General features: G+C 61.4%; 22 protein-coding genes. 11 read left to right on the forward strand and 11 right to left on the reverse strand.

Annotated elements, in window-relative coordinates; translation table 11 throughout:
* Window positions 1–340 precede the first annotated feature (340 nt).
* Complete coding sequence (locus BSG09_RS09140; protein ID WP_008013940.1) at window positions 341–577, forward strand: UPF0058 family protein; 237 nt, start codon at window positions 341–343, stop codon at window positions 575–577.
* Between the two features lie 136 nt (window positions 578–713).
* Here BSG09_RS09140 and BSG09_RS09145 read toward each other — a convergent pair whose 3' ends face one another.
* Entirely contained in the window at window positions 714–1,169 is a 456-nt protein-coding gene (locus tag BSG09_RS09145; RefSeq protein WP_092932344.1) for a DUF555 domain-containing protein, read from the reverse strand.
* A 155-nt stretch (window positions 1,170–1,324) separates the two neighbouring features.
* Between BSG09_RS09145 and BSG09_RS09150 the strand changes: the two genes are divergently transcribed.
* Window positions 1,325–2,221, forward strand: a complete 897-nt coding sequence (locus BSG09_RS09150; RefSeq protein ID WP_092932346.1) for a DNA-3-methyladenine glycosylase family protein — start codon at window positions 1,325–1,327, stop codon at window positions 2,219–2,221.
* Window positions 2,222–2,284: 63 nt separating this feature from the next.
* Window positions 2,285–2,599 (forward strand): DUF3784 domain-containing protein, encoded by a 315-nt coding sequence (locus BSG09_RS09155; protein ID WP_092932348.1) that lies wholly within the window; start codon window positions 2,285–2,287, stop codon window positions 2,597–2,599.
* Between the two features lie 803 nt (window positions 2,600–3,402).
* On the opposite strand, the gene BSG09_RS09165 is transcribed toward BSG09_RS09155, so the two are convergent.
* On the reverse strand, window positions 3,403–3,681 hold the full coding sequence (locus tag BSG09_RS09165; protein WP_092932431.1) for an acylphosphatase: 279 nt from the start codon (window positions 3,679–3,681) through the stop codon (window positions 3,403–3,405).
* Between the two features lie 70 nt (window positions 3,682–3,751).
* Window positions 3,752–4,441: a cob(I)yrinic acid a,c-diamide adenosyltransferase gene (locus BSG09_RS09170; protein WP_092932433.1), complete on the reverse strand. Its 690-nt coding sequence runs from the start codon at window positions 4,439–4,441 to the stop codon at window positions 3,752–3,754.
* 112 nt (window positions 4,442–4,553) lie between these two features.
* Between BSG09_RS09170 and BSG09_RS09175 the strand changes: the two genes are divergently transcribed.
* On the forward strand, window positions 4,554–4,934 hold the full coding sequence (locus BSG09_RS09175) for a winged helix-turn-helix domain-containing protein (protein ID WP_092932352.1): 381 nt from the start codon (window positions 4,554–4,556) through the stop codon (window positions 4,932–4,934).
* Between the two features lie 60 nt (window positions 4,935–4,994).
* On the opposite strand, the gene BSG09_RS09180 is transcribed toward BSG09_RS09175, so the two are convergent.
* The 3 genes from BSG09_RS09180 to msrA form a co-directional block, all read right to left on the reverse strand.
* Window positions 4,995–5,852 (reverse strand): hypothetical protein, encoded by an 858-nt coding sequence (locus tag BSG09_RS09180; RefSeq protein WP_092932354.1) that lies wholly within the window; start codon window positions 5,850–5,852, stop codon window positions 4,995–4,997.
* A gap of 126 nt (window positions 5,853–5,978) precedes the next feature.
* On the reverse strand, window positions 5,979–7,202 hold the full coding sequence (locus tag BSG09_RS09185; RefSeq protein ID WP_092932356.1) for an FAD-dependent oxidoreductase: 1,224 nt from the start codon (window positions 7,200–7,202) through the stop codon (window positions 5,979–5,981).
* A gap of 56 nt (window positions 7,203–7,258) precedes the next feature.
* Window positions 7,259–7,792 (reverse strand): peptide-methionine (S)-S-oxide reductase MsrA, encoded by a 534-nt coding sequence (msrA, locus tag BSG09_RS09190; RefSeq protein WP_092932358.1) that lies wholly within the window; start codon window positions 7,790–7,792, stop codon window positions 7,259–7,261.
* A 123-nt stretch (window positions 7,793–7,915) separates the two neighbouring features.
* Here msrA and BSG09_RS09195 point away from each other — a divergent pair, with 123 nt between their 5' ends.
* Window positions 7,916–8,686, forward strand: coding sequence for an enoyl-CoA hydratase/isomerase family protein (locus tag BSG09_RS09195; protein WP_092932435.1), 771 nt, complete (start codon window positions 7,916–7,918; stop codon window positions 8,684–8,686).
* Window positions 8,687–8,691: 5 nt separating this feature from the next.
* Here the strand turns inward: BSG09_RS09195 and BSG09_RS09200 are convergent, their stop codons facing one another.
* Window positions 8,692–9,357, reverse strand: coding sequence for a 2,5-diamino-6-(ribosylamino)-4(3H)-pyrimidinone 5'-phosphate reductase (locus tag BSG09_RS09200; protein ID WP_092932437.1), 666 nt, complete (start codon window positions 9,355–9,357; stop codon window positions 8,692–8,694).
* Window positions 9,358–9,527: 170 nt separating this feature from the next.
* Here BSG09_RS09200 and BSG09_RS09205 point away from each other — a divergent pair, with 170 nt between their 5' ends.
* A complete protein-coding gene (locus tag BSG09_RS09205) occupies window positions 9,528–10,220 on the forward strand; it encodes a metallophosphoesterase (RefSeq protein ID WP_092932360.1) in 693 nt (230 codons plus the stop codon).
* A gap of 79 nt (window positions 10,221–10,299) precedes the next feature.
* Here the strand turns inward: BSG09_RS09205 and BSG09_RS09210 are convergent, their stop codons facing one another.
* Window positions 10,300–11,541 carry an RNA-guided endonuclease TnpB family protein gene (locus BSG09_RS09210; RefSeq protein ID WP_092932362.1) on the reverse strand — a complete coding sequence of 414 codons (1,242 nt, stop codon included), beginning with the start codon at window positions 11,539–11,541 and terminating at the stop codon, window positions 10,300–10,302.
* Between the two features lie 58 nt (window positions 11,542–11,599).
* On the opposite strand from BSG09_RS09210, the gene BSG09_RS21560 reads away from it, so the two are divergent.
* The 4 genes from BSG09_RS21560 to BSG09_RS09225 all read left to right on the forward strand — a co-directional run bounded on the left by BSG09_RS21560 (window position 11,600) and on the right by BSG09_RS09225 (window position 15,873).
* The gene (locus BSG09_RS21560) at window positions 11,600–11,734 is read left to right on the forward strand and encodes a hypothetical protein (protein ID WP_277613170.1); all 135 of its coding nucleotides are present in this window, start codon (window positions 11,600–11,602) and stop codon (window positions 11,732–11,734) included.
* 73 nt (window positions 11,735–11,807) lie between these two features.
* Window positions 11,808–14,234: a polyphosphate kinase 1 gene (gene ppk1 / locus BSG09_RS09215; RefSeq protein ID WP_092932364.1), complete on the forward strand. Its 2,427-nt coding sequence runs from the start codon at window positions 11,808–11,810 to the stop codon at window positions 14,232–14,234.
* Between the two features lie 224 nt (window positions 14,235–14,458).
* Entirely contained in the window at window positions 14,459–14,686 is a 228-nt protein-coding gene (locus BSG09_RS09220) for a DUF7511 domain-containing protein (protein ID WP_092932439.1), read from the forward strand.
* Window positions 14,687–14,877: 191 nt separating this feature from the next.
* Window positions 14,878–15,873 carry a phosphate uptake regulator PhoU gene (locus tag BSG09_RS09225; RefSeq protein WP_092932366.1) on the forward strand — a complete coding sequence of 332 codons (996 nt, stop codon included), beginning with the start codon at window positions 14,878–14,880 and terminating at the stop codon, window positions 15,871–15,873.
* 213 nt (window positions 15,874–16,086) lie between these two features.
* Here BSG09_RS09225 and BSG09_RS09230 read toward each other — a convergent pair whose 3' ends face one another.
* Window positions 16,087–16,458 carry a 30S ribosomal protein S8e gene (locus BSG09_RS09230; RefSeq protein ID WP_092932368.1) on the reverse strand — a complete coding sequence of 124 codons (372 nt, stop codon included), beginning with the start codon at window positions 16,456–16,458 and terminating at the stop codon, window positions 16,087–16,089.
* A 360-nt stretch (window positions 16,459–16,818) separates the two neighbouring features.
* Here BSG09_RS09230 and BSG09_RS09235 point away from each other — a divergent pair, with 360 nt between their 5' ends.
* Window positions 16,819–17,751: a hypothetical protein gene (locus tag BSG09_RS09235; RefSeq protein ID WP_092932370.1), complete on the forward strand. Its 933-nt coding sequence runs from the start codon at window positions 16,819–16,821 to the stop codon at window positions 17,749–17,751.
* A 6-nt stretch (window positions 17,752–17,757) separates the two neighbouring features.
* On the opposite strand, the gene BSG09_RS09240 is transcribed toward BSG09_RS09235, so the two are convergent.
* Both BSG09_RS09240 and BSG09_RS09245 read right to left on the reverse strand, forming a co-directional pair.
* Window positions 17,758–19,191 (reverse strand): outer membrane protein assembly factor BamB family protein, encoded by a 1,434-nt coding sequence (locus BSG09_RS09240; protein ID WP_092932372.1) that lies wholly within the window; start codon window positions 19,189–19,191, stop codon window positions 17,758–17,760.
* 4 nt (window positions 19,192–19,195) lie between these two features.
* A complete protein-coding gene (locus BSG09_RS09245) occupies window positions 19,196–21,451 on the reverse strand; it encodes an NADP-dependent malic enzyme (RefSeq protein ID WP_092932441.1) in 2,256 nt (751 codons plus the stop codon).
* Window positions 21,452–21,525 lie beyond the last annotated feature (74 nt).

Consider the following 21,525-nt stretch of genomic DNA (forward strand, 5'->3'; position numbering starts at 1 on the left):
CCACTTCATCCGATCGGACGCTCGCTCCACGATCGGTACAAAACATGGGTGAGTTGCCGGCGTTGTTTTGCCCACGCGGATAGTCACTGGCCGCCTTCTGTGCGCCCGACACTCGAGTAGGAGCTTTTTAATACCCATCTCGATCCTCAGAAAATATAACGAAAGCCGCTATTACACCGGTAAACAAACGCCTAACACAGTTTCATCACCTGGTTCCGCTCACGTAATCACAGCATTCGAATCGTTTCCGCTGATGACACACCAATCATTTAACATAGGTTGCGTGTTAACGCGACTCAAGATAATAATATAACCCTGCAGTGGGTAGGAGTGGATGGTTATGAAGAAGCAGGAGCTCATTCACCTTCACGGCCTTCTTGCGGAGGTATCAAACCAGTGTGCAGAGTGGGATGACTGCCAGATCGACCTCGAAGAATACGAATCACGAGGCATTCGGCCAACATCCATCCACAAATCAAAGACCGACCACAAAGCTGCTGTTTTTGCGCTCGCCGGGGGAATCACGAAGAACATGCGGGAAGGGGAGCAGGAAGCAGTCGCCGCAACTGCGGACTAAGAATATCGTCGCATCCTCCGATCGTCATTACTGACGACTGGCAAGACTCGTTGGACGATTCGGAGCTGGCAACTCTCTATTGAGTCCTCGCACTGGAAGGCATCGAATCGCTGAACAAAAACTGGGAATCAGACCGTCACTCGACTAGATCCTCGAACTCGGGAAGGATCTCGTCGTCGTCGTCCTCTGTCTCCTCCGTCTCGTCGGTTGATTCCGTATCTGTCGACTCGTCGGTCGCGTCCTCGTCAGCCGGTTCCTCTTCGATGACCTCGACCTCTGTCACCTCGAGTGGAATGTTCTCGAGGCGCTGACCGATTTCCTTTCGTGCGATCCGCGAGGCGTGTTCCTCACGTTCGACGTTGAAGACGGTCATCTCCAACTCGAGTGCGACGAGTGCTTCGTCGGCCGCGATAAACGCGGGCGGGAGTTCCTCTCCGGATGGAGAGGTACGCTCGCCCATGTTGATCTCGACGTAGTTTAGATCAGGGTTCAACATCTCTCCCGTCTTCGAGATGGCGATCCGGATCGCCTCATCTTCCGTCTCGACGTCGAAGACCGGCACGGCGGCTTCAACGACCACCCTGCAATTCATACCGTGACATTGGATGGCCTACAGTAAGAAGGTTCGCCTCGCACGAGCTCTCACCGCCCATCTCACTGTGAGATCCAATGCAGCAATAGTCGAGCAGTTGATAGCTCGGCGGTGGGTCGAAAGGCAAAAGCCCACACCGTCGAAGGGTTGGACGAATGGAGACGGGGACGATTTCGATCGACGAACTCGCCGGTGGCTTCGATCTGTACCGAACGCTCGAGAGCGGCCAGAGCTACCTCTGGCAGCGCTCTGACGGTGAGATGTACGGCGGCACACCGGCACCCGACGCGTGGTATACGACGGTCGTCGGCGGATCAACGGGCACCAGGGACGTGATCCGTGTGCGGACTCACGACGGCTGTCTCGAGTGGGAGTCGACGACCGACGCCGAGCCGATCGTTCGCCGGTTGTTGCGCCTCGGCGACGATCTCGAGGCGATCGTCGCGGCCGGGCCGGATGATCCGCTGCTCCGCGAGGCATACGAGGCCCACCGTGGGATGCGACTCGTAGCTGATCCGTCCTTCGGCTGTCTCATCTCGTTTATTTGCTCGGCCCAGATGCGCGTCGGACGGATTCACACGATGGTCACGACGCTGGCACGGGAGTACGGTGACGAAGTCGCGTTCGACGGCGAGACCTATCACGCGTTCCCGACGCCGGAACAACTCGCGACCGCGACTGAGGCTGATCTTCGCGACCTCGGACTGGGCTACCGCGCCCCCTACGTCGTCCGCACGGCAGAAATGGTCGCAAACGGTGAGGCCGATCCGGACGCTGCGCGGGACCTCGAGTACGAGGACGCACGCGAGTACCTGACGCAGTTCGTCGGCGTCGGCGACAAGGTGGCCGACTGCGTCTTGTTGTTTTCGCTTGGGTTCGACGAGGCGGTCCCGCTCGATACCTGGATCAAGTCGGCAGTCGAGGAATACTATCCGGACTGTGATCGCGGTTCCTACGCTGCCACCTCACGGGCGCTGCGCGACCGTCTGGGCGGCGAGTACGCCGGCTACGCCCAGACGTACGTCTTCCATCATCTCCGAACCGGGGAGTGATAGGCCGCCCACCCTAGCTGGATCGCTCGGAACTGTTTTGTGAACGAAGTGTCAATTTCCGATATGGTCACCGCGTCGGTTGTCGGCCTCATTGCGACTGCGGGATTCATCGGCGCGCTGGGCATCCTGATCAAGCACTTCGGGATGGTCCAGTTGATCGCGGGCTACGATCCGGATCGCGTCACCGACGTAGAGGGGCTCGCTGAGTTCGTCGGAACGAACGTCCTGTACGTCGCGGCGCTCGTTCTGCTCGTCGCGGTCGTCGAGGCAACAGCACCTGATAGATCCGATTCAGTCTGGATCGCGTTCGTCGCCGGTGTCGGGCTGCTCGCTGTCAGAATGATTCGCGGTGCTCGCCGTTACGAGAGCGACGAGTGACTGACGGTCGCTAGTCTTGACATCCTCCTCCGCGTTCACGCGGAGGAATCCCGAGCGGTGGGAGTTTCAGGTTTGCAACCATGGATACCGCCACTTTACGGGAGTTTGCATCTAACCCAGTCGTCGTGGTCGGTGGCTGACTGGCGTTCACGAGAACGGAGTTCTCGTGCAGCCCATCAGAAATCTTCGATTTCTGAGGACGGTGCCAAACCGCCGTTACTCCTATCCTCAGCGTCATTGACTCCCAGTTGTTGTTTTTGCCAGCAGGGAGTCACTGACACGTTGACAGACTTGGAGGTATCGTCGTGCTTTCTCAGGCCGACGGGCACAAGACGAACCCTTCGTGGATTTGCGTTCACCGCGTCGGCATTTCGGATACTGCCTCGTTACGAGGGCGGACAGGCCGTGGTTCGAAAATCGGAGATTTTCGTCATCACGAGAGAGCAAAGCTCTCTCGAACGACTTCCGAAGGTGGTTCGAAATCCGCTCCATTCCGACCTGACCTTGCCATTGTGTAGGGGTTCCTGTGAGTTGAATGTTTAGGATTGGAAACTCGGCTATGCTATTGTCGGTGGAACGTATCATTGAGTGACAGCGCGTATCCACGGCGTGAACGCCGTGGTATTGCGCCTGTTCAGCGTATAATCCTCGCGCCCGGTCATGGCCCAGTAGACTTGTGAGACGATCGTGATCGTGAACACGATAGGCAGCGCTACAGCGAGCAACTCTCGAATCGTCGCGCGGCTGCTCGAGAAACCGAGAGATTCCTCTTCGAAGCGGTCGATGATGCCATCAGCGGTCCTTCAGTAGCGAATTTCGAATCCGTCCTCGCTCTGTGGCTCCTCGTATTCGACTTCGACGTCATCGACCTCGGCCGCGGGACTGCCTGTGTGACACCACTCGATCATCGACTCGACCGCGTCTTCAGGGCCTTCGAAGGCTGCCTCGACGCGGCCGTCCTCGAGATTTTCCACCCAGCCGTCGACGCCCTTCTCGCGGGCTGTATCGCGTGTGTTCGCGCGATAGTAGACGCCCTGTACGGTTCCGGAGACGAACACGTGTGCGCGAGTCCGTTCTGTCATACGCGAGTCGTCGGCTTCGACCGGCAAAAATCCGGGTCCATTCGAGCGGGGTCGGAACCCGCTGTGGCGATCAGAATTCAGTGCCGCACCGCGCCCGCTGTCCGTCGTCGATCGGATGTTTCACCTTCCGAACGTTCGTGATCAGGTCCGCGCGGTCCTCGAGATACGACGGCGCAGTGTGGCTTCCCGATAGCACCAGTTCGAGATCGTCCGGCTTTGCGTCGATGAGCCCGTGGACGTCGTCCTCGGAGAGTAGCCCGCGATCCGCGGCATAGAGCACCTCGTCCAAGATTAGCATGTGCATCCCCGCTTCCGGCTCCGCATTGAGGTCGATCGGCTCGTCGAGGGCGGCGTCGTCGGCCGCCTCGAGCAGTTCATGGGCGCGCTCGAGACCCGCCTGCGCTTCGGCCTCGTGGTCGGCCTCGTCGCTGCCGTCTGCCATTCCGTGCCAGCCGTAGTGACCAAGATTCTCATAGCTGATGCCGGGAAGGGCAGTGATCGCGTTGTACTCGCCACGAACCGCGTCAACGCTCGAGGCACCACCCTTCATGAACTGTAGCATGTGGACACGGTAGCCGTGGCCAGCGGCGCGCATGCCCATACCGAGCGTCGCGGTCGTCTTCCCCTTGCCGTCGCCCCACCAGACCTGCACGAGGCCAAACTCCTCGGGGGCGGCTGGCTCGATCCGCTCGGCTTCGGGCGTCCGTCCCTGTCCGGGCGTGTTTTCGATCGGTTCGTCGGATGACTGGTCGTTACTCATATCCGACCGATCGAACTGAGCGGACATGTAGTTGGCCACTCGCTATCTGCTGGGTCGGTAACACGCCGAACCAAACACGTCTTTACTACTGGCTGCAAATCAACCGTTAGCAATGGCTCTCGAGGGGTTACCATCCGGCGAGACACCCGAGCTCGAGCGTGTCCTTGCCGCACTGGATGACGACGGCTGCCGGGAGATCATCGCGGTTCTCGAGACACCGAAAACCGCCACCGAGATCGCAGCGGCAGCGGATCTCCCGCTGTCGACGACCTATCGAAAGCTCGATCAGCTGACAAAGGCTGGGCTCGTCAGCGAACCCCTTGGCGTTCGGCAGGGCCGCCACCAGATGTCGCGGTACGTGATCGATTTCAATCGTATCACGATCGGCCTCAACGACGAAGAGACGTTTCGCATCGATGTCGATCGCTCGGGCGGTCGATCGCTCGGTATCTGGTCGAACGCTGGCCGGGACTCGTCAACCACCCCGCCCTGAACGCGTCGGCCGCCGAACGAGGCAGGAACGTACTCGAGCCCTGGCTGGTGGCGTGTTCGATCAGGCGTTTTCTGTGTCGGGTGCCTGCGCCTCGAGCGAGTCGAGGGCGGTGACGACAGCCCTCACGTCACGTTCCGTGACAATCTGGGCACCGAAGAGAATCACGTACGGGGCGTCCGATGGAATTTGATCGTCAGACACGTCGGATTGGGAACCGCCCGGGAACCCAGGTCCGGGGACGCCGCCCGGTGTTGCGTTTCCGCGCGGCGTCTCGTTTTGCATCATCTGCTGGTCAGCCGTCGTGTTTCCGCCCGGTAGTTCGCCCGCCGATTCGTCGACTGGCACACCAGCCATCGCCAGGAATACCGTTTCGCTGTCACCACACTGGGAAAAGAGCTGGCTCAGGAACACGTACTCGGCGGTCCTGAACAGCTGCTGGCCGCCGTCGGTACACTGCTCACCGACCTCGAGTTCCTCGAGATACTGGTCGAGGGCCTCCTCGAGGTCGGAGCCCAGTTCCGTCGTCACGTACACTTCGATGCCGGGAACGTCCCAACTGGCGATGAACGCGTCGAGATCCGGCGCGGCCCAGATCGAGGGACCGATGCTGGCCGGCGTGGTGTCGACGTCGCTCCAAGCGGCCGGAATCGTGACTTCGATGGTTTCGGTGTCGTCGGTGACCGTCTGCTGGTCTTCGTACTCCTGATCGTCGTCGACATGCTCTCTGTCCCGTTCGTGCTCCCGGTCAGATTGCCCGTGTTCCCCGTGTGAACCGCCGGCGGGCCACTCGTGATCGCGCTGTGCGGCCGCTGTCTGGACTGCCGCGAGTGTCCCCAGTCCTGTCAATGTGGTCCCCACCGCACGGAGAGTGGACCGTCGATCGATCGTCGGCCGTGACGAGTCGGTGTCGTCGCTCATGCACCCCATCGCACACCAGCAGGGGTAAGAAAGCCAATTCACGCTCGGAGAGACAGTCAAATCTCGAAAACTATGAGCGCACGTGACGAAGCGACGCCACCCACAATCAGCTTCCGGCATTCCGGTTCAGTCTGGGTCGACGATGTCCGCATCCGTCGGTCCCTGTCCGTCGAACTCTTCGACGAACGCATCGAGCCTTTCGGGGTCCGACGCGCCCGGGAGTTCGGTCTCCGCCGTGCGACAGTCGGCGTCGACGCCGAGCCGGTCACAGACCAGGTCAGCCGTCACCTCGGCCATCGCCCGGTAGGTCGTCAGTTTTCCGCCGACGATGCTACAGCAGTTCTCGACGCCCTCGTCGGCGTGCTCGAGCAGGTGAAATCCTCTCGAGATGCCGCGTCCGCTATGGGCGGCTTCCTCGGGTTCGTACAGCGGCCGCACGCCCCACCACGTCCGGACGTGTTCGGCGTCGGCAACCGGCGGGAGCATCGCTGCACACTCGTCGATCGTTCGCTCGAGTTCCCAGTCGGCCCGCTCGTAGTCGTCGGGATCGTCGACCGGCACGCTCGTCGTCCCGAGGACGGCCTGTCCGTCATGTGGCACGATGATATCACCGTCGTCGGGGTCGCGACACCGGTTGAGCACTGGCTCGAGACCCTCGTGTTCGACCGAGACCATGACACCCCGGGTCGGCCGCATCGCGACGGTGACGCCGGCCAGTTCGGCGACGTGGCCAGCGTGGGGACCGGCCGCGTTCACGACGTAACGCGGGTGAATCGTCTCGTTCGCGTCACCGCCGAGCGTGACGCTCGTCACCCGCCCGCGCTCGACGGTCATCGACGTGACCGGCGCGTGTGTACCGATTCGAGCGCCGTGCTCACGGGCGTCGACCGCGTTAGCAGCGACCAGCCGGGACGGAACGACGACGCCATCCGGGACCCACATCGCCCGTTCGACATCGGCGGCGAGGTTCGGGACTGCCTCGCGAGCGGTCGCTCCGTCGATCACGTCGGTCGGGATGCCAACGTCGTCGCAGGCAGCGCGCTTTGCGTCGAAGTACGCCGGGTCGTCGTCGACGAGTTGGACGAACAGACCCCGCGTGTCCCGGATACACGCTCCGGCAATCGCACGGAGGGTGCGGTTTTCCTCGAGACATTCCCTGGCCTCCGGCCCGTCGGCCTCGGCGTAGCGAGCGCCGCTGTGGAGCAGGCCGTGTGAGCGGCCGGAGGTGCCGGCCGCGAGTCCGTCTCGCTCGACAAGTGTGACGTCAACGCCTCGCAACGCGAGGTCTCTGGCGATTCCCGTTCCGGTCGCGCCGCCGCCGATAACGAGGACGTCCGGGTAACTCTCCATACGTGCTTGTTTGACTCGAGACGGAGATACCTTTCACCGAATGACCTGGGACAGATTCAATCGTCTGCAGCCGCTTTCTCCGCGAACTTCTTCCGGACCTTCTCGACTTTCGGCGCGGCGTGCATCCGACAGTAGGCGTCGGTCGGGTTCTTTTCGAAGTAGTTCTGGTGGTACTCCTCGGCCTCGTAGAAGGTGTCAAGCGGTTCGATTTCGGTCACGATCCCCTCGTAGACGCCTTCCTGTTCCAGTTCCGCAGCGAACGCCTCGGCGGTCTCGAGTTGTGCGTCGCTGTGTGCGTAGATCGCCGACCGGTACTGAGAGCCCACGTCCGGGCCCTGACGGTCCTTCGTCGTTGGATCGTGGATCGTAAAGAAGACCTCGAGTAAGTCCTCGTAGGCGATCTGATCGGGATCGTATTCGATCTGGACGACCTCTGCGTGACCGGTCTTGCCGGAACAGACCTCTCGGTAGCCCGGGTCCTCAGTGTGACCGCCAGCATAGCCCGAGGTCACCGATTCGACGCCCTCGAGTTCTTCGAAGGCCGCCTCGATACACCAGAAACACCCGCCGCCGAACGTGGCTCGTTCCATACTTGTTCTGAAGGCATCCGCGAGGAAAGATGTGACGGGGACCGGGATCAAAAACCGATCGTCGATTCGCCGAACCGTCACCGTGTCCGAAAGGATTTGATGGTGGCCGTCAAACGCCGGAGTATGTCTTGGGATACAGTCCGACTCGAGTGGGACGGAGACGTTGCAACACTGACCGTCGACCGACCCGATGCGCTGAACGCGTTGAACATCGAGACGCTCGAAGCAATGGGAGAAGCACTCGAGGAAGCCGCCGAGGAGGGCGCTCGCGCGCTCGTCCTGACGGGGGCTGGCGATGCGTTCATCGCCGGTGCCGACATCAAATATATGCAGGACCTCTCCACGGCGGAGGGCGAAGCGTGGGGCGCACTCGGCCACGACGTCGCCGACGCGCTCGAGGCCTTCCCCGCGCCAACGATCGCCGCGATCAACGGCTATGCGTTCGGTGGCGGCTGCGAGATGGCGATGGCCTGCGATCTGCGGGTCGCGGCCGAGTCGGCACTGATCGGCAACACCGAGATCGATCTCGGGATCATCCCCGGCTGGGGTGCCACCCAGCGGCTGCCGCGACTAGTTGGCGACGAGACCGCACGCCGGATGATCTTCCTCGGCGAGCGCCTCGATGCCGAGTCGGCCGCCGAAGTGGGACTCGTCGGCGAAGTCGTTGCTGACGACGAACTCGAGGACGTCATCGATGAACTCGCTACCCGTCTCGCCTCGAAGCCGGCCTTTGCGATGCAGACTGCCAAACAGGCGATCAATCAGACCCACGAAGGGTCCCAAGAGAGCGGTATCGCGTACGAAAAGCGCGCCTTCGCGAGCCTCTTCGGGACGCACGACCAGCGCGAGGGGATGTCGGCGTTCGTCGAGGACCGAGAGCCGGACTTCGAATAGCGCGTCTAGCGATCGGCGACGCACCAGGTCAGGACCACGCCGTCGTCGAGTCGGTCAACCGACTCGAGATCGAGCGATGGAAATTCCGTGACGAACCCCTCACCGTCGGCCAGCGTCGGGGCGTCGCGGCCGCCGATAATTTTCGGCCCGATGAATACCCGGAGTTCATCGACCAGCCCGGCGTCGAACAGCGAAAAGATTAGTTCGCCGCCGCCTTCGACCATGACTTGCTCCAGTCCTTGTTCCTGCAGCGTTGCGAACGCACGGAGGAGATCGACCCGCTCGTCGCCCGCGGTGACCAACTCGGCGCGACCGGCGAGGGCTGCGCGGCGCTCGACGGATGCGGCCTCGCTCAGACAGACGTAGGTCGTCGCCGCGTCGTCGAGGATCGCTGCATCTGTGGGGGTCCGGCCACTCGAGTCCACGACCACGCGTGCGGGGTTTGCCGGGCGGTCGTTCTCGCGGCGCTGTGCGCGCAGCGTGTCGTCTTTGACGATCAGGTGTGGGTCGTCTGCGAGGACAGTCCCGACACCGACCACGACGGCGTCGCTGTCCGCCCGGAGTCGGTCGACGCGTTCGAAATCGGCTTCGCCGCTGATCGCAATCTGTTCGCGTCGACGCGAGGAGAGCTTACCGTCCGCACTCATGGCGGCGTTGACGACGACGTGCATACCCGTGGTGAGGTGGCTGTGGTAAAGAAATCCCCGTGTCTCGAGATCCTGCCAGCCGAATTCAACGCAGTTGTCGACAGGCATCCCGTATATATGGCACTACATAGTATACAATACAGAACATATAAACGACTTATCCGGTCTCGCTGGAGCACTGCAACAGAAAGCACGTGACGACCGGGAACTTCGCGATCGACGACGCGGTATCGTTCGACCACCGACATATCGACCTCGAGAAACGGGACGACATCTACGTCATCGGTGACGTTCACGGCTGTCTGGACGCGCTCGAGGATCTTCTAGAGACGCTCGACCTTGCCGATAACGACCTCGCCGTGTTCGTGGGGGATCTGGTTCGAAAGGGACCGGAGAGCAAGGCCGTCCTCGATCGCGTCAGGCAGTCGCCACGGCTGCTGTCGGTGAAAGGGAACAACGAGCAGAAGCTTATCGACGGGGAGAAGTCGCTGTCGTCGCTTGACCTGGCTGACCAGCAGTACCTGAAGTCACTGCCGACGGCGATTTCGTGGGATGGTGGCCTCGTCGTCCACGGCGGCGTCGATCCGAACCGACCGCTGTCGGCACACGCCACCGATGACCTCCTGACGATGCGAGCACCGGACGGCGACGGCTACGACGGTCCGTTCTGGTTCGAGACCTACGAGGGGCAGCCGCGGGTCTTTTTCGGCCATACTGTCCTCGATACGCCGATCGACCGAGAGTGGGCGGTCGGCCTCGATACCGGCTGTGTTTACGGTGGGGAACTTACCGCGTACGACGTTCGACGCGATCGCTTCCACAGCGTTTCTGGGCCTGATCACGTCGAACGCTCGGCCGCGAAAATTGTCGCGCTTGGCGATAGCTGAGGTGGACGATTCGGTGACATCCTCGCCCGTCCTAAAGGACGGGGCTTCCTACAAGGGAAGCCTCGTGTCGAGGGAGGTTTCAGGACTCAAAGACCGCAAGCGTCGTCTGTCGGGATTGCCGACTCGGCGAGCGGTGTCCTGTGGCCGTGTCACAACGGCTCCCATCCCGTGGCGAGTCATCGCGCTCCGGTTTCCAAGGAACGCTCTCTCCCCACGGGTCAATGCGACCAGCAATGTTTGCTGCTGCGTTGATATCCGCCTGATACTCCGTCACCCAACACTCCACGTTCGTACACGTGAACTCAGCTTGCGATCCACGACGGCCGATGTGGCCGCAAGCGTGGCACGTCTGAGACGTGTAGCGCGGGTTCACGAACTCGACTGGGACACCGGCTTCGAGGGCTTTGTCCTCGATACGGTCGGTGATCCGGGCAAACGCCCACGAGTGCAAGCGTCGATTCATGTACTTCCCGTAATCCAGATTCTCGCGGATGTACGACAAGTCCTCAAGAACGATCACTGGATCCTCAAAGGACTCGGCGTATTCGACGGCTTCTCGAGACGCCTTCTCGACGATGTCCGTCAGGGTGTTCTGGTAGTGGTCGAAGCGTTCGTCCACGCGCCACTGCTCGGCGTCACGCTCTTGGAGGCGTTTCAGCGTCGTGTACATCTCCTTACGGAGTGCTCGCGAACGACCGCCGTCGTAGATGTACGGTTGAGTCGGAGTATCGTTCTGACAGGCACAGCCCGTCAGAAGCTTGGACTCACCGATATCGAAACCAATTCGGGTCGGATCGTCCGGGATCTCTGGGTCGGCGACCTCGTACTCGACGGTGACGTGCAGCACCCAATTCGTGCGGCACTGTTGCAGTCGGAACTCACCGACTGTCGCGTTCTCGTCGAGCAGGTCGAACCACAAGGATTCCTGTTCGGGATTGATCCGGAGCGGAATCCAGAAAGCGTTCCCACGTCCGGCCTGTGGAACACGCCAGCAGAACTCGCACACACGGTCGTCGGAGTGGTCGATTCGAAATCCCCGGTTCGTGAACCGTACCGGATGGTCGTCTTCGAGTTCCGACGCGTTGTACGTCCGCCGGAGTTGTGGGACGTAGTTCTTGAGCGCGTCCTTCGCGTAGGACGTGAGGGTGTAGCCGGTAACAACATCGTTGACCGCCGACTGCGTGTCCGCGCCACTCTCGAAAGCGTCAGAAAGCGCACGGTGGTAGGTCGCCACAGTCCGCTCGAGACGTTGCTCTTTGCCCGTCGTAGGCGGAGCAAGCGTAGCTTCGAGGGTTTTCGTGACGGTTGTTTCGGCGACCATTCGACAGTACAGTCTACGCAATCGGTGCACATTAATTGCACGAATATGATAATCATGTGTGAGCAAATCAATTCGGTTCGAGGTAGACGACGAACAGCACGAGCGGTTGAAAGAGATCAAAAACAAACGCGGTTACACCTGGAAGGGGCTGATGCTCGAAGGTGCGGAAGCGTTGGACACCGGGGAGCAGTAGCAGGGCGAGTCGAGACACGAACGAACGCGATTCCTCCCCGTCGTGAGCAACGGGGTTTCCTCGCTACCACAAGATGAGCGAGGGACACACGACGGAGAACGACGAGGGAAGCGAGGAATCGGACGACAAACGGCACGACTCGATGACCGACGGCGCGAACCCGGAGACAGTTTCGTTTCGGTCGATGCTGGACGAGACGAGCGAAAACGGCGACTCGAGCGCACCCGACCAGTCGACGGACGGGAACGCTGAAGACGGGATGCTCCCCGCCGACAGCGAATCGGCTGCACGGCTCGATCCAGTTGAGGACGGCGGACTTGATCGATCTGCTGACGACAACTCGATGGCAGCCGACGAAGTCGAATCGGCGACACTCGATGCGACGACCACAGACGACGGCACGGAGTCCGACACCGCGAGCCATGCCGTCGATCTCTCGGAGCCATCCTATTACCTGAACCGCGAACTCAGCGAACTCGCCTTTCAGCGGCGCGTCCTCCACGAGGTGCTCGACGACGACAAGCCGCTACTAGAGCGTGTGAAGTTCCTCGCGATCGTCACGACGAACTTAGACGAGTTCTTCCGCAAGCGCATCGGCGGCCTGAAACAGCAGATTGCGGCCGGCGTCACCGAGGAGACACCCGACGGACGCACGCCCCGCGAGCAGTGGGCCGACTCCCTCGAGGAGGCCCGACCGTTGTTCGAGCGCCAAGCCGAGTGTTATCGCGAGAAGATCCGGCCCGCACTGGCCGATGAAGGAATTCACATCGTCGACTACGACGACCTCACCACTGCCGAACGCCAACACCTGCGCGAATACTTCGAGAGTTCCGTCCTGCCAACGCTGACGCCGCTGACGTTCGACCCGGCTCATCCGTTCCCTTTCATTTCGAACCAGAGCCTTTCACTTGCGGTTCTGACACGGGAACGGCCCGATGCCGAACTCACCTTCTCGCGGGTGAAGATTCCCCGTAACCAGCTCCGATTCGTCCAGCTTGGCGACGACACGCGGTACGTCTTGCTCGAGGACATCGTTCGAGCCAACCTCGAGTTGCTCTTCCCGGACGTCGAAATCGTCGATACCGCGCTGTTCCGAGTCACGCGCAACGCAGAGGTTCGGCGTAACGAGGAAGTCGCCGAGGATCTGATCGAGATGATCGAGGAGGTCATCGAAGAGCGACGGTTCGCGACTGCCGTTCGACTCGAGATCGAACGCGACGCGCCCGAGGCGGTCCGTGAGATTCTAACCCGCGAACTCGATCTCGACGAGCGGGAAGTGTTCGAACTCGACGGTCCCCTCGACTATCGGGATTTCGCGGAGCTAACAGAACTCGACCGACCGGATCTGAAACTCCCAGAATGGTCACCACAGCCCCATCCACGGCTCAAGCGGGCCGACGACGGCATGACCGTCTTCGACGTGATCAGCAACGACGACGTGCTCGTCCACCACCCCTACCACTCCTTCGAGGGAACCGTCCAGCGATTCCTCGAGGCCGCGGCCAACGATCCCGACGTGCTCGCGATCAAGGCGGCGATCTACCGGACCGCCAGCGACTCACAGATCATCGAGAGCTTGCTCGAGGCCGCGCGCAACGGCAAGCAAGTCGCCGTCATGGTCGAGCTCAAAGCCCGCTTCGACGAGGAGAACAACCTCGAGTGGGCGAAAAAACTCGAAGAAGAAGGGATTCACGTCGCCTACGGGACGATCGGCTACAAGACCCACACGAAAACGTCGCTGGTCGTCCGCCAGGAAGACGACGGGGTGCGACTGTACTCCCACGTCGGCACCGGCAACTATCACTCAGAGACCGCCAAGCACTACGAGGATATCGGCTTGCTGACGGTCGATCGAGACGTGGGACAGGACCTCGTGAAGTTATTCAATTACTTCACGGGTCACTCGATGCACCGCGACTACCGGAAGCTCTTGATTGCGCCCGGGAACATGCGCGAGCGCTTCGTTGAGCTCATCCGGGCCGAAGCCGAACGTGCCCGCAACGGCGAGGACGCCCGTATCGTCGCCAAGATGAACCGGCTCGAGGATCCCGCAATCGTCCGCGAACTCTACGAGGCATCGATGGCTGGCGTCGACATCGATCTTATCGTCCGTGACATCTGCCGGCTCCGGCCTGGCCTCGAGGGGATCAGCGAGACGATCGACGTCTACAGCATCGTCGGCCGCTTTCTCGAACACTCCCGAATCTTCTATTTCCAGGCAGGCGGCGAGGACCGATACTACACCGGCTCGGCCGACTGGATGACCCGCAACCTCGATAGCCGGGTCGAGGCGATTACGCCGATCGAAGCACCACGGCTGCAAGACCGCCTCGAGACGATCCTCGAGACGCTGCTGTCGGACAACCAGAACCGATGGGTGATGCGCTCTGACGGGAGCTACGAGCGATGTCGTCCCGATGGGGACGGTTCGACGACGAATGTCCACGAGACATTCATGCGAAAGTCGCTTGACGACGGACAGACCGATCTCCGGCCATAGTAACGCCGGGCACGTACACGCTGGAGTGGACACAGCCGTCTCGCTTGCGGTCGCCGCTTTGGGTTTGTAGTCCTGCAGTCAAGATTCTGCATTGCTGTCGAACCGACAGCCGTCTGTGACATTCGTATGGAGTGGCTGGGACTGATACAAACCTCTCAATAGCACAACTAGCAGTGGCTTTGTACGTGCCGTTGGTCGGTTCGCATACGCGACTCCACGAACTCATGACCGGATCCACCAGCGGCTACGACGACCGGACCACCCGACAGCGACTTGCCACGGCCACACAGTACGAGCAGGACACGTTCGCCTTCGAGTCGACTGTCGTCCGATACGAGGACGGACCGGATCGGTGTACGATCGCGCCACGCGAGTGTTCCGAAACCGAGCGGTTGACCAAGTGGCTGTCGGTTGATCTCGAGGCGGTCGTCGATCTTGACGAGTTGCGCTAGCGACACGCCGCTCCAGATGTACGGAGTGGAATATCTATATAGTCCTATGGTTGGTAATTGTTATCGATAGAGGAATAACATCTCGAAGGTGCCGAAAACGGCATACATAGTCGCTCTATCGCCAATCTCGCCATCACCATATCGCTCTATAGTCTGGGGGATTTATATTGTTGTAGTAGAAAGCGCCGCGTATGGAGACGCGAAAGGTCCAGATGACTGGTGGGTCGACGTATACTGTTTCGCTGCCGAAAACGTGGGCGACCGAGAACGACGTCAGTAGCGGGACGACAGTCGAATTCTATCCCGAAGGTGACGAACTGCTCTTGACCCCCGAGCGGGAAACTCGACGACAGAAGGGGTCGATCGATGTCTCCGGTCTCGAGGACGAACAGCTGATGCGAGCCGTGATGACGATGTACGTCAGCGGCTTTGACATTATCAAGCTTGAGGCGGGCCGGATCTCGACCGACCAGCGAAGCGCGATTCGCGACGCGACCCAGCGTCTCGTCGGCGTCGAAGTCTTAGAGGAGACAAGCGACAGCGTCGTGATTCAGGACTTGCTCGATTCCGCCGAGCTCTCGATCGTCAACGCGGTCACGCGGATGCGACTGATCGCCCAGTCGATGCTCGAAGACGCCGTCCGTGCGCTGGTCGAAAACGACGATGACATCGCCCACGACGTGATCGAGCGCGACGACGATGTCGACCGACTCTGGCTCGTCGTCTCGCGAATCTTCCGGGCGACGCTTCGCTCACCCCGTGCTGTCGAGGAACTGGGCGTCTCCCGGGAGGACTGTTTCGACTTCCACTCGAGTGCCCGCCAACTCGAGCGGATCGCCGACCACGCCGTCAAGATCAGCGACATCGCGCTCAAACTCGACGACCTCCCGGCAGACGTCGCCGACGCGATCCATGGCCTCCACGCCGAAGCCGGCAGTGTCTTCGAACAGTCGATGGACGCGCTGTTTGCCGAGGAAGCCGATGAGGCAAACCGGCTCGGCCACGACGCGCTTGCGGCCGTCGTCGAAATCGACGAACACACCCGCAGAATCGACGACAAACTCCGCGATCTCGAGCCCGCACAGGCCCAGTCGCTCGGGCTGATCGTCGACTCGCTGTCCCGAAGCGCCGACTACGGCGGCAACATCGCCGAAACGGCACTCCAGAAGGCCGCACCGCGGCCCTAACTGCTTCCGGTCATCGCCATTTTCTCCAGTCGCTCACGCTACTTCGCTTACTAAGCCTCATCAATAGGCTGGCTATCAGATTTGGTACTCGAGTCCGAGAGCCGAAGGGGCGCGTGACAGTGGTATCGCTGCCGATACTGAGCGGCGAGGAGAGATGACTCTCGTCGACCACGAGGAACAATCGGAGAACAGTTCAATTCGGCAGAGTCGGCGTTATTCGACGAGGACGGCGTTGACCTGACCGGTCTGTCCGGGACGGGACGTGACACGTGCCTGTCCTTCCGAGGTCTCGATGACGGCACCCTTCGTGATGATGTTCCGGCGGACGTAGTTCGGGTTCGCGTCGTTCTCGACGACGTCTTCGATCTCTGTGGAGACCGTTTCACCGCCTTTGTTGACGCTTGCGACGTCCGTCGCGAGCGCACGCGTCTTCGTGCCGTTGCCGCGAACGTCGACGGTGCGGAATCGTGGCTCGCCGACCTCCGTTTCGGTTGGCAGCCGACCGAGTTCGTCTTTGCGGCGCTTTCGAACGTTCTTCAGTCGACCACCGGTTCGCTTGCGCGTAGAGCGTCCCTGATCTTGCATACCAGATCAAAATCTTGGCGTCTACTTGAATGCACTGCTACGAAATTCCACCTGAGATTCGGTTGCTGTTGCCTCGTGTTGACGAATCAGTGTGCTCGAGACGGTTCCGGCATCGCAGCAGCAAGCGAAACCGCCGGTTTCGCGGACGATGAGAGTGTGACACTCCCTCGAGTGAGAGGGGCAAAGCAGCCGAAAAGCGCAGTAGGACAGGGATACAGCACCGTTTCGTCTGGGCGACGCCCCGCGATAACCGGCCTACTGGCGGCAGGTACAGGTCGGCAGCGATTACGAGGTGTGTTACCTACTGTCTTCTCGTCGTACGGGCTCGAGAGATCATAATCACGACTCCCTCAGCCACCAATGACCCAGCAATACATTCGAGACGACGACCGGGTCCACACTGGAAGACGTCGATTTGTCGGATCCATCGCTGCGACTGGCGCGGCTATCGGACTGAGTGGACTGGCAACTGCAGACACGAACGAGGGATTCCCCCCACCGGGCATCACTGAATGGGGGCGGTCAGTCAGTCTCGGAAACGGCGAAGCGACGCCGTTTACCACCGTTACACCGTCAGGACGCCCAAAATATCACGGCCTCTTGATGGAGCGGGCCGTCCTCGAGGGGCTCCCATCGACCGACGCACTTGCAAACTCCGGTGAGGACGACTACACCGACAAGTACGGCCCGAACGGTAAGTCGACGATCATACACCACAAATGGTCCCAAGAATTCTTCGTTCCGTTTCCGGAGACGGATTCGACACCAGTAACATTCCTCGGGCTGAACTGGAACCCAGGAGGTCATCCGCCAGATGGCGTCTGGACGGTGCCCCACTTCGACGTTCACTTCCATATGTTGTCGACTGAGACCGTCGACGAAATCACTGGGCCGGCCGCGCCGACCTACGATCTCCCGGCCAAATACATCCCCGAGGGATACACTCGGAATCCAATCGTCGACGAACGGGTCATCACCGACATGGGCGAACACCTGGTCGATCCTACCGTCCCCGAGATGACCGGTGGGACGTTTACGAACACGCTCATCTGGGGGGCCGCCGACCCGGACGCCGATGGGACTGCGGCGCTATCGTTCGTCGAGCCGATGCTCACCCGAGCGTATCTTCGCGAGCATTCCGGGATCGATCGGCGGGCGATCGCACAGCCCGAAACGTACGCCAGAGCCGGCCGCTATCCGACCGCGTACGCAGTCCGTGACCTCCCGGAGCAGGATGCGATTGCAGTCACTATCGAAAACTTCGATCAATTCGAGGGGGACAACTGCCGATAGTCGCCCTCACTCGTCGGGAACCAAACAGTATGCGTGACCACGCTCCTCGAGCACCGTCTCCTCGTCCTCGTCGTAGTAGTTCGAGAAGACGCCGCGTTCGGCGTAGTAGAGTCGCCCGTCGTGGGGGATCGCACCGCTGGTCACGTGGCCACGGTTGTTGACCCGCCAGCGGCGGTCGCCAGTTGCTCTGTCGAGTGCATACAGGTTCGTATCGTAGGATCCGACGAGGATCGTGTCGGCAGTCGCCGTGATCGAGCCGATGACGGTACCACCGACGTACGCCGACCAGCGTTCGTCGCCGGTTGCAGCGTCGAGCGCACGGACGTGGCGGTCGTCGCCACCGACGTAGACGATACCCTGCTCGGGGTCGATCGCCGGATTCGACATGACGACATCGCCGGTGTCGATCGACCACTCCTCGCTACCGTCTTCGAGATCGAGCCGATAAAAGCGGCCATCCCAGGAGCCGACGAACGCCGCGCCGTCGTAGACCGGGATCGTCCCCTTGATCTGTGCTCCGAGGTTGAATCGGCCGTCGGCCATCGGCTTGCCGTCGGGGCCACCCTCGCCGCCGGCCTGGAACGACCAGGCGAACTCGAGGGAAGGAAACTCCCAGCAGTAGACGACGCCGTCATTGGAACCGGTGACGAGCTTGCCGGCCTCGCAGTCGATCGCCGGCGAGGGATGGGGCATCCCCCAGATGCGGTCGTCGCTCCAGGTCGGAGTCCCGGTCTCAGCGTCGACCTCCCACAATGCGCCCTTGGCGGGGTTTTTGTACTCCGCGACGAGGTAGAGGTTGCCATCGATGTAGGCGGGGCTCGAGCCGATCGCGATCGAGCCGCCGAACTCGCGCAGTCGGGTGTGCCAGACGATGGTCCCCGACGGGATATCGATCGCGTAGAGCTCGCCGTCGTAACCGCCGATGTAGGCAGTATCGCCGACGATCGCTGGCGTGCCATGAAAGCCGAGGCTACGGCCGGCTCCCGTCTCGAGCGTCCAGCGGCGCTCGCCGGTCGGCCTGACGGCGTGAATCGTCCCGGTATCGCCGGCAATGAGGATCGTCTCGCCATCGGGCGTCGGCCGGGGCGTCGACTTGGCCGCGGTGTGGCCGATGCCGTTGACTGGGAACGACCAATCGACGCGTACGGACGAGGGAACGGTTTCGTTGGGGTAGTAGCCATACCGGCGCAAGCCACGTCGAAACATCGAAATCTCGTCGTCCGCCGGAAGGGGAACGTATTCGTCCGTGTTCATCGCGGCAGCGATAGGCGAACAATCGGGCACCGAGCGAGATGCTCGTCCGGTACAGCCGGCAAGACCCATCATGCCAGCGGTGCCCGCAGTACAGAGCAGTTGGCGTCTGGAGAACCGCGGCCCGTCGGCTGTCTCGCCCTCTCGGTCGGACGTTTCGTCCCGACGGTCGGCGGTCTCCTCGCTCACACGTCTAGTTTTTCTGGGCGTCGACGACCGCAACGCCTGCCAGGTTCACGATGTCTTTGACTTCGTCGCCGCGCTGGAGGACGTGGACTGGTTCGTCCATCCCGACCAGCATCGGACCGATCGCGTCCGCACCGCCCAGCCGCTGGAGCAGCTTGTAGCCGATGTTCCCCGACTCGAGATTCGGGAAGACCAGCACGTTCGCGGGCTCGTCGAGGTCGGAAAAGCCGTAGGTGCCCTCGAGGATATCCTCGACGACGGCGGTGTCGGCCTGCATCTCGCCGTCGACGGGGAAGTCGATTTCGGGGTCCTCTCGGAGCATCGCGGCCGCCTTGCGCGGTTTGCGTGTTCCTTCGTTGTCGACGCTGCCGAAGTTCGAGTACGAAAGCAGGGCTGCGCGGGGTTCAACGTTGAACCGGCGTGCGAGTTTTCCGGTCTGTTTGGTGACTTCCGCGAGCACATCTTCGTCGGGCGCTTGGTTGACTGTCGCGTCGGCGATGAAGATCACGCGGTTCTTGAACGTCAGCATGTAGACGCCCGCCGCGTAGTCGACGTCGTCAGCGGTACCGATCACTTGCAGCGGTGGTCGGAGTGCCGACGGGTAGTGATGGGAGAGTCCGGATAGCAAGGCGTCGGCGTCGCCCTGTTCGACCATGACGCTCCCGAAGTAGTTCGTATCGTGTTCGATGAGTTCGCCGGCCTCGCTCCGCGTAATTCCCTTGCGTGCGCGAAGTTCGTGGAGTCGGTCGGCGTACTCCTTGTAGTCGCCGACGGACGGATCAGCGACCTGCGGATCGTAGTCGAGACCGAGGTTCGCAGCCGTTCCCTTGATCTCGTCTTCGTCGCCGATGAGGATCGGCAGGGCGATTCCCTGCTCTTGGATCTGGTAGGCCGCCCGGATCATCTTCTCGTTTTCGCCCTCTGCGAGCGCGATCGTCTTGGGATCGCTCTTGGCCTTGTTGAGGACGACGCGCATCATCTCGCGGGACTTGCCCAGCCGGGCCTCGAGTTCTTCTTCGTACTCCTCTAAGTCGAGTTCAGTGCGAGCAGCACCGGATTCCATCGCAGCCTCGGCGATCGCCGGTGCGACGCGGAAGAGCACGCGCGGATCGACGGGCTTGGGGATGATGTAGTCGGGGCCGTACTGCAGTGGCTCGTCGCCGTAGGCCTTGACGACGGCGTCGGGCACGTCTTGGCGTGCGAGTTCGGCCAGCGCCTCGGCGCAGGCGACTTTCATCTGCTCGTTGATCTCCGTCGCGCGCACGTCGAGTGCGCCACGGAAAATAAAGGGGAACCCAAGGACGTTATTGACCTGATTGGGGTAGTCCGAGCGGCCAGTAGCCATGATGACGTTGTCATCACGGGCCGCCTTGGCTTCCTCGTAGCCGATTTCCGGATCGGGATTGGCCATCGCGAAGACGATCGGGTTGTCCGCCATCGACGCGACCATCTCCTGGCTGACGATGCCGCCGGCCGAGAGGCCGACGAAGACGTCCGCGCCGTCCATCGCGTCCGCGAGGCTTCCCCCGGGGACGTCACGAGCGAACTGCTGTTTGTACTCGTTGACGTCGCCCGATTGAGCGCGTTCTTCAGTGATGATCCCCGTCGAATCACACATCGTGATGTTCTCTTTCTGGACGCCAAGCGAGACGTAGAATCGGGCGGTCGCGATGGCGCTTGCCCCCGCACCCGAGAACGTGACCTCAAGTTCGTCGAGGTTCTTATCCGCGACGTCGGCGGCGTTGAGCAGCGCTGCACCGGAAATAATCGCGGTGCCGTGCTGGTCGTCGTGGAAGACCGGAATGTCGATCTCCTCGCGTAGGCGTTCCTCAACGGTGAAACACTCGGGGGCTTTGATGTCCTCGAGATTGATCCCGCCGAAGGTCGGCTCCATCATCTTGACGGCCTCGACCAGTTTGTCGGGGTCCGATTCGTCGAGTTCGATGTCGAAGACGTCGATGTCGGCAAACCGCTTAAACAGGACGCCTTTCCCCTCCATGACGGGCTTGGATGCCTGTGCGCCGATGTCGCCGAGTCCGAGCACGGCCGACCCGTTCGAGACGACACCGACGAGGTTGCCCTTCGCCGTGTAACTGTAGGCGTCGGTTTCGTCCTCGTCGATGTCGAGACACGGCGCGGCGACGCCCGGCGAGTACGCAAGCGCGAGATCACGCTGCGTATTCGTCGGTTTCGTCGTCGAAATCTCAATCTTTCCTGGGGGATCCGTCCGATGGTACTCCAGTGCGTCCTCGTCTAATCCCATATTGGGGACACTGTCGGCGACCACTAAAAACAATGTGAAGGGGACAATCGACGATCGTCGAATATTCTGGTAGA

The sequence above is a fragment of the Natrinema hispanicum genome, assembly GCF_900111485.1.
GTDB classification, from domain to species: domain Archaea; phylum Halobacteriota; class Halobacteria; order Halobacteriales; family Natrialbaceae; genus Natrinema; species Natrinema hispanicum_A.

Bases quoted from the DNA above. Each gene is read 5' to 3' on its own strand.
- BSG09_RS09235 (WP_092932370.1), top strand. From the start codon at position 16,819: ATGACCCAGCAATACATTCGAGACGACGACCGGGTCCACACTGGAAGA.
- BSG09_RS09180 (WP_092932354.1), bottom strand. From the start codon at position 5,852: ATGAGCGACGACACCGACTCGTCACGGCCGACGATCGATCGACGGTCC.
- BSG09_RS09225 (WP_092932366.1), top strand. From the start codon at position 14,878: ATGGAGACGCGAAAGGTCCAGATGACTGGTGGGTCGACGTATACTGTT.
- BSG09_RS09185 (WP_092932356.1), bottom strand. From the start codon at position 7,202: ATGGAGAGTTACCCGGACGTCCTCGTTATCGGCGGCGGCGCGACCGGA.
- BSG09_RS09210 (WP_092932362.1), bottom strand. From the start codon at position 11,541: ATGGTCGCCGAAACAACCGTCACGAAAACCCTCGAAGCTACGCTTGCT.
- BSG09_RS09155 (WP_092932348.1), top strand. From the start codon at position 2,285: ATGGTCACCGCGTCGGTTGTCGGCCTCATTGCGACTGCGGGATTCATC.
- BSG09_RS09165 (WP_092932431.1), bottom strand. From the start codon at position 3,681: ATGACAGAACGGACTCGCGCACACGTGTTCGTCTCCGGAACCGTACAG.
- BSG09_RS09175 (WP_092932352.1), top strand. From the start codon at position 4,554: ATGGCTCTCGAGGGGTTACCATCCGGCGAGACACCCGAGCTCGAGCGT.
- BSG09_RS09170 (WP_092932433.1), bottom strand. From the start codon at position 4,441: ATGAGTAACGACCAGTCATCCGACGAACCGATCGAAAACACGCCCGGA.
- BSG09_RS09150 (WP_092932346.1), top strand. From the start codon at position 1,325: ATGGAGACGGGGACGATTTCGATCGACGAACTCGCCGGTGGCTTCGAT.
- BSG09_RS09140 (WP_008013940.1), top strand. From the start codon at position 341: ATGAAGAAGCAGGAGCTCATTCACCTTCACGGCCTTCTTGCGGAGGTA.
- BSG09_RS09195 (WP_092932435.1), top strand. From the start codon at position 7,916: ATGTCTTGGGATACAGTCCGACTCGAGTGGGACGGAGACGTTGCAACA.
- BSG09_RS09245 (WP_092932441.1), bottom strand. From the start codon at position 21,451: ATGGGATTAGACGAGGACGCACTGGAGTACCATCGGACGGATCCCCCA.
- BSG09_RS09220 (WP_092932439.1), top strand. From the start codon at position 14,459: ATGACCGGATCCACCAGCGGCTACGACGACCGGACCACCCGACAGCGA.
- BSG09_RS09145 (WP_092932344.1), bottom strand. From the start codon at position 1,169: ATGAATTGCAGGGTGGTCGTTGAAGCCGCCGTGCCGGTCTTCGACGTC.
- BSG09_RS09200 (WP_092932437.1), bottom strand. From the start codon at position 9,357: ATGCACGTCGTCGTCAACGCCGCCATGAGTGCGGACGGTAAGCTCTCC.
- ppk1 (WP_092932364.1), top strand. From the start codon at position 11,808: ATGAGCGAGGGACACACGACGGAGAACGACGAGGGAAGCGAGGAATCG.
- msrA (WP_092932358.1), bottom strand. From the start codon at position 7,792: ATGGAACGAGCCACGTTCGGCGGCGGGTGTTTCTGGTGTATCGAGGCG.
- BSG09_RS09230 (WP_092932368.1), bottom strand. From the start codon at position 16,458: ATGCAAGATCAGGGACGCTCTACGCGCAAGCGAACCGGTGGTCGACTG.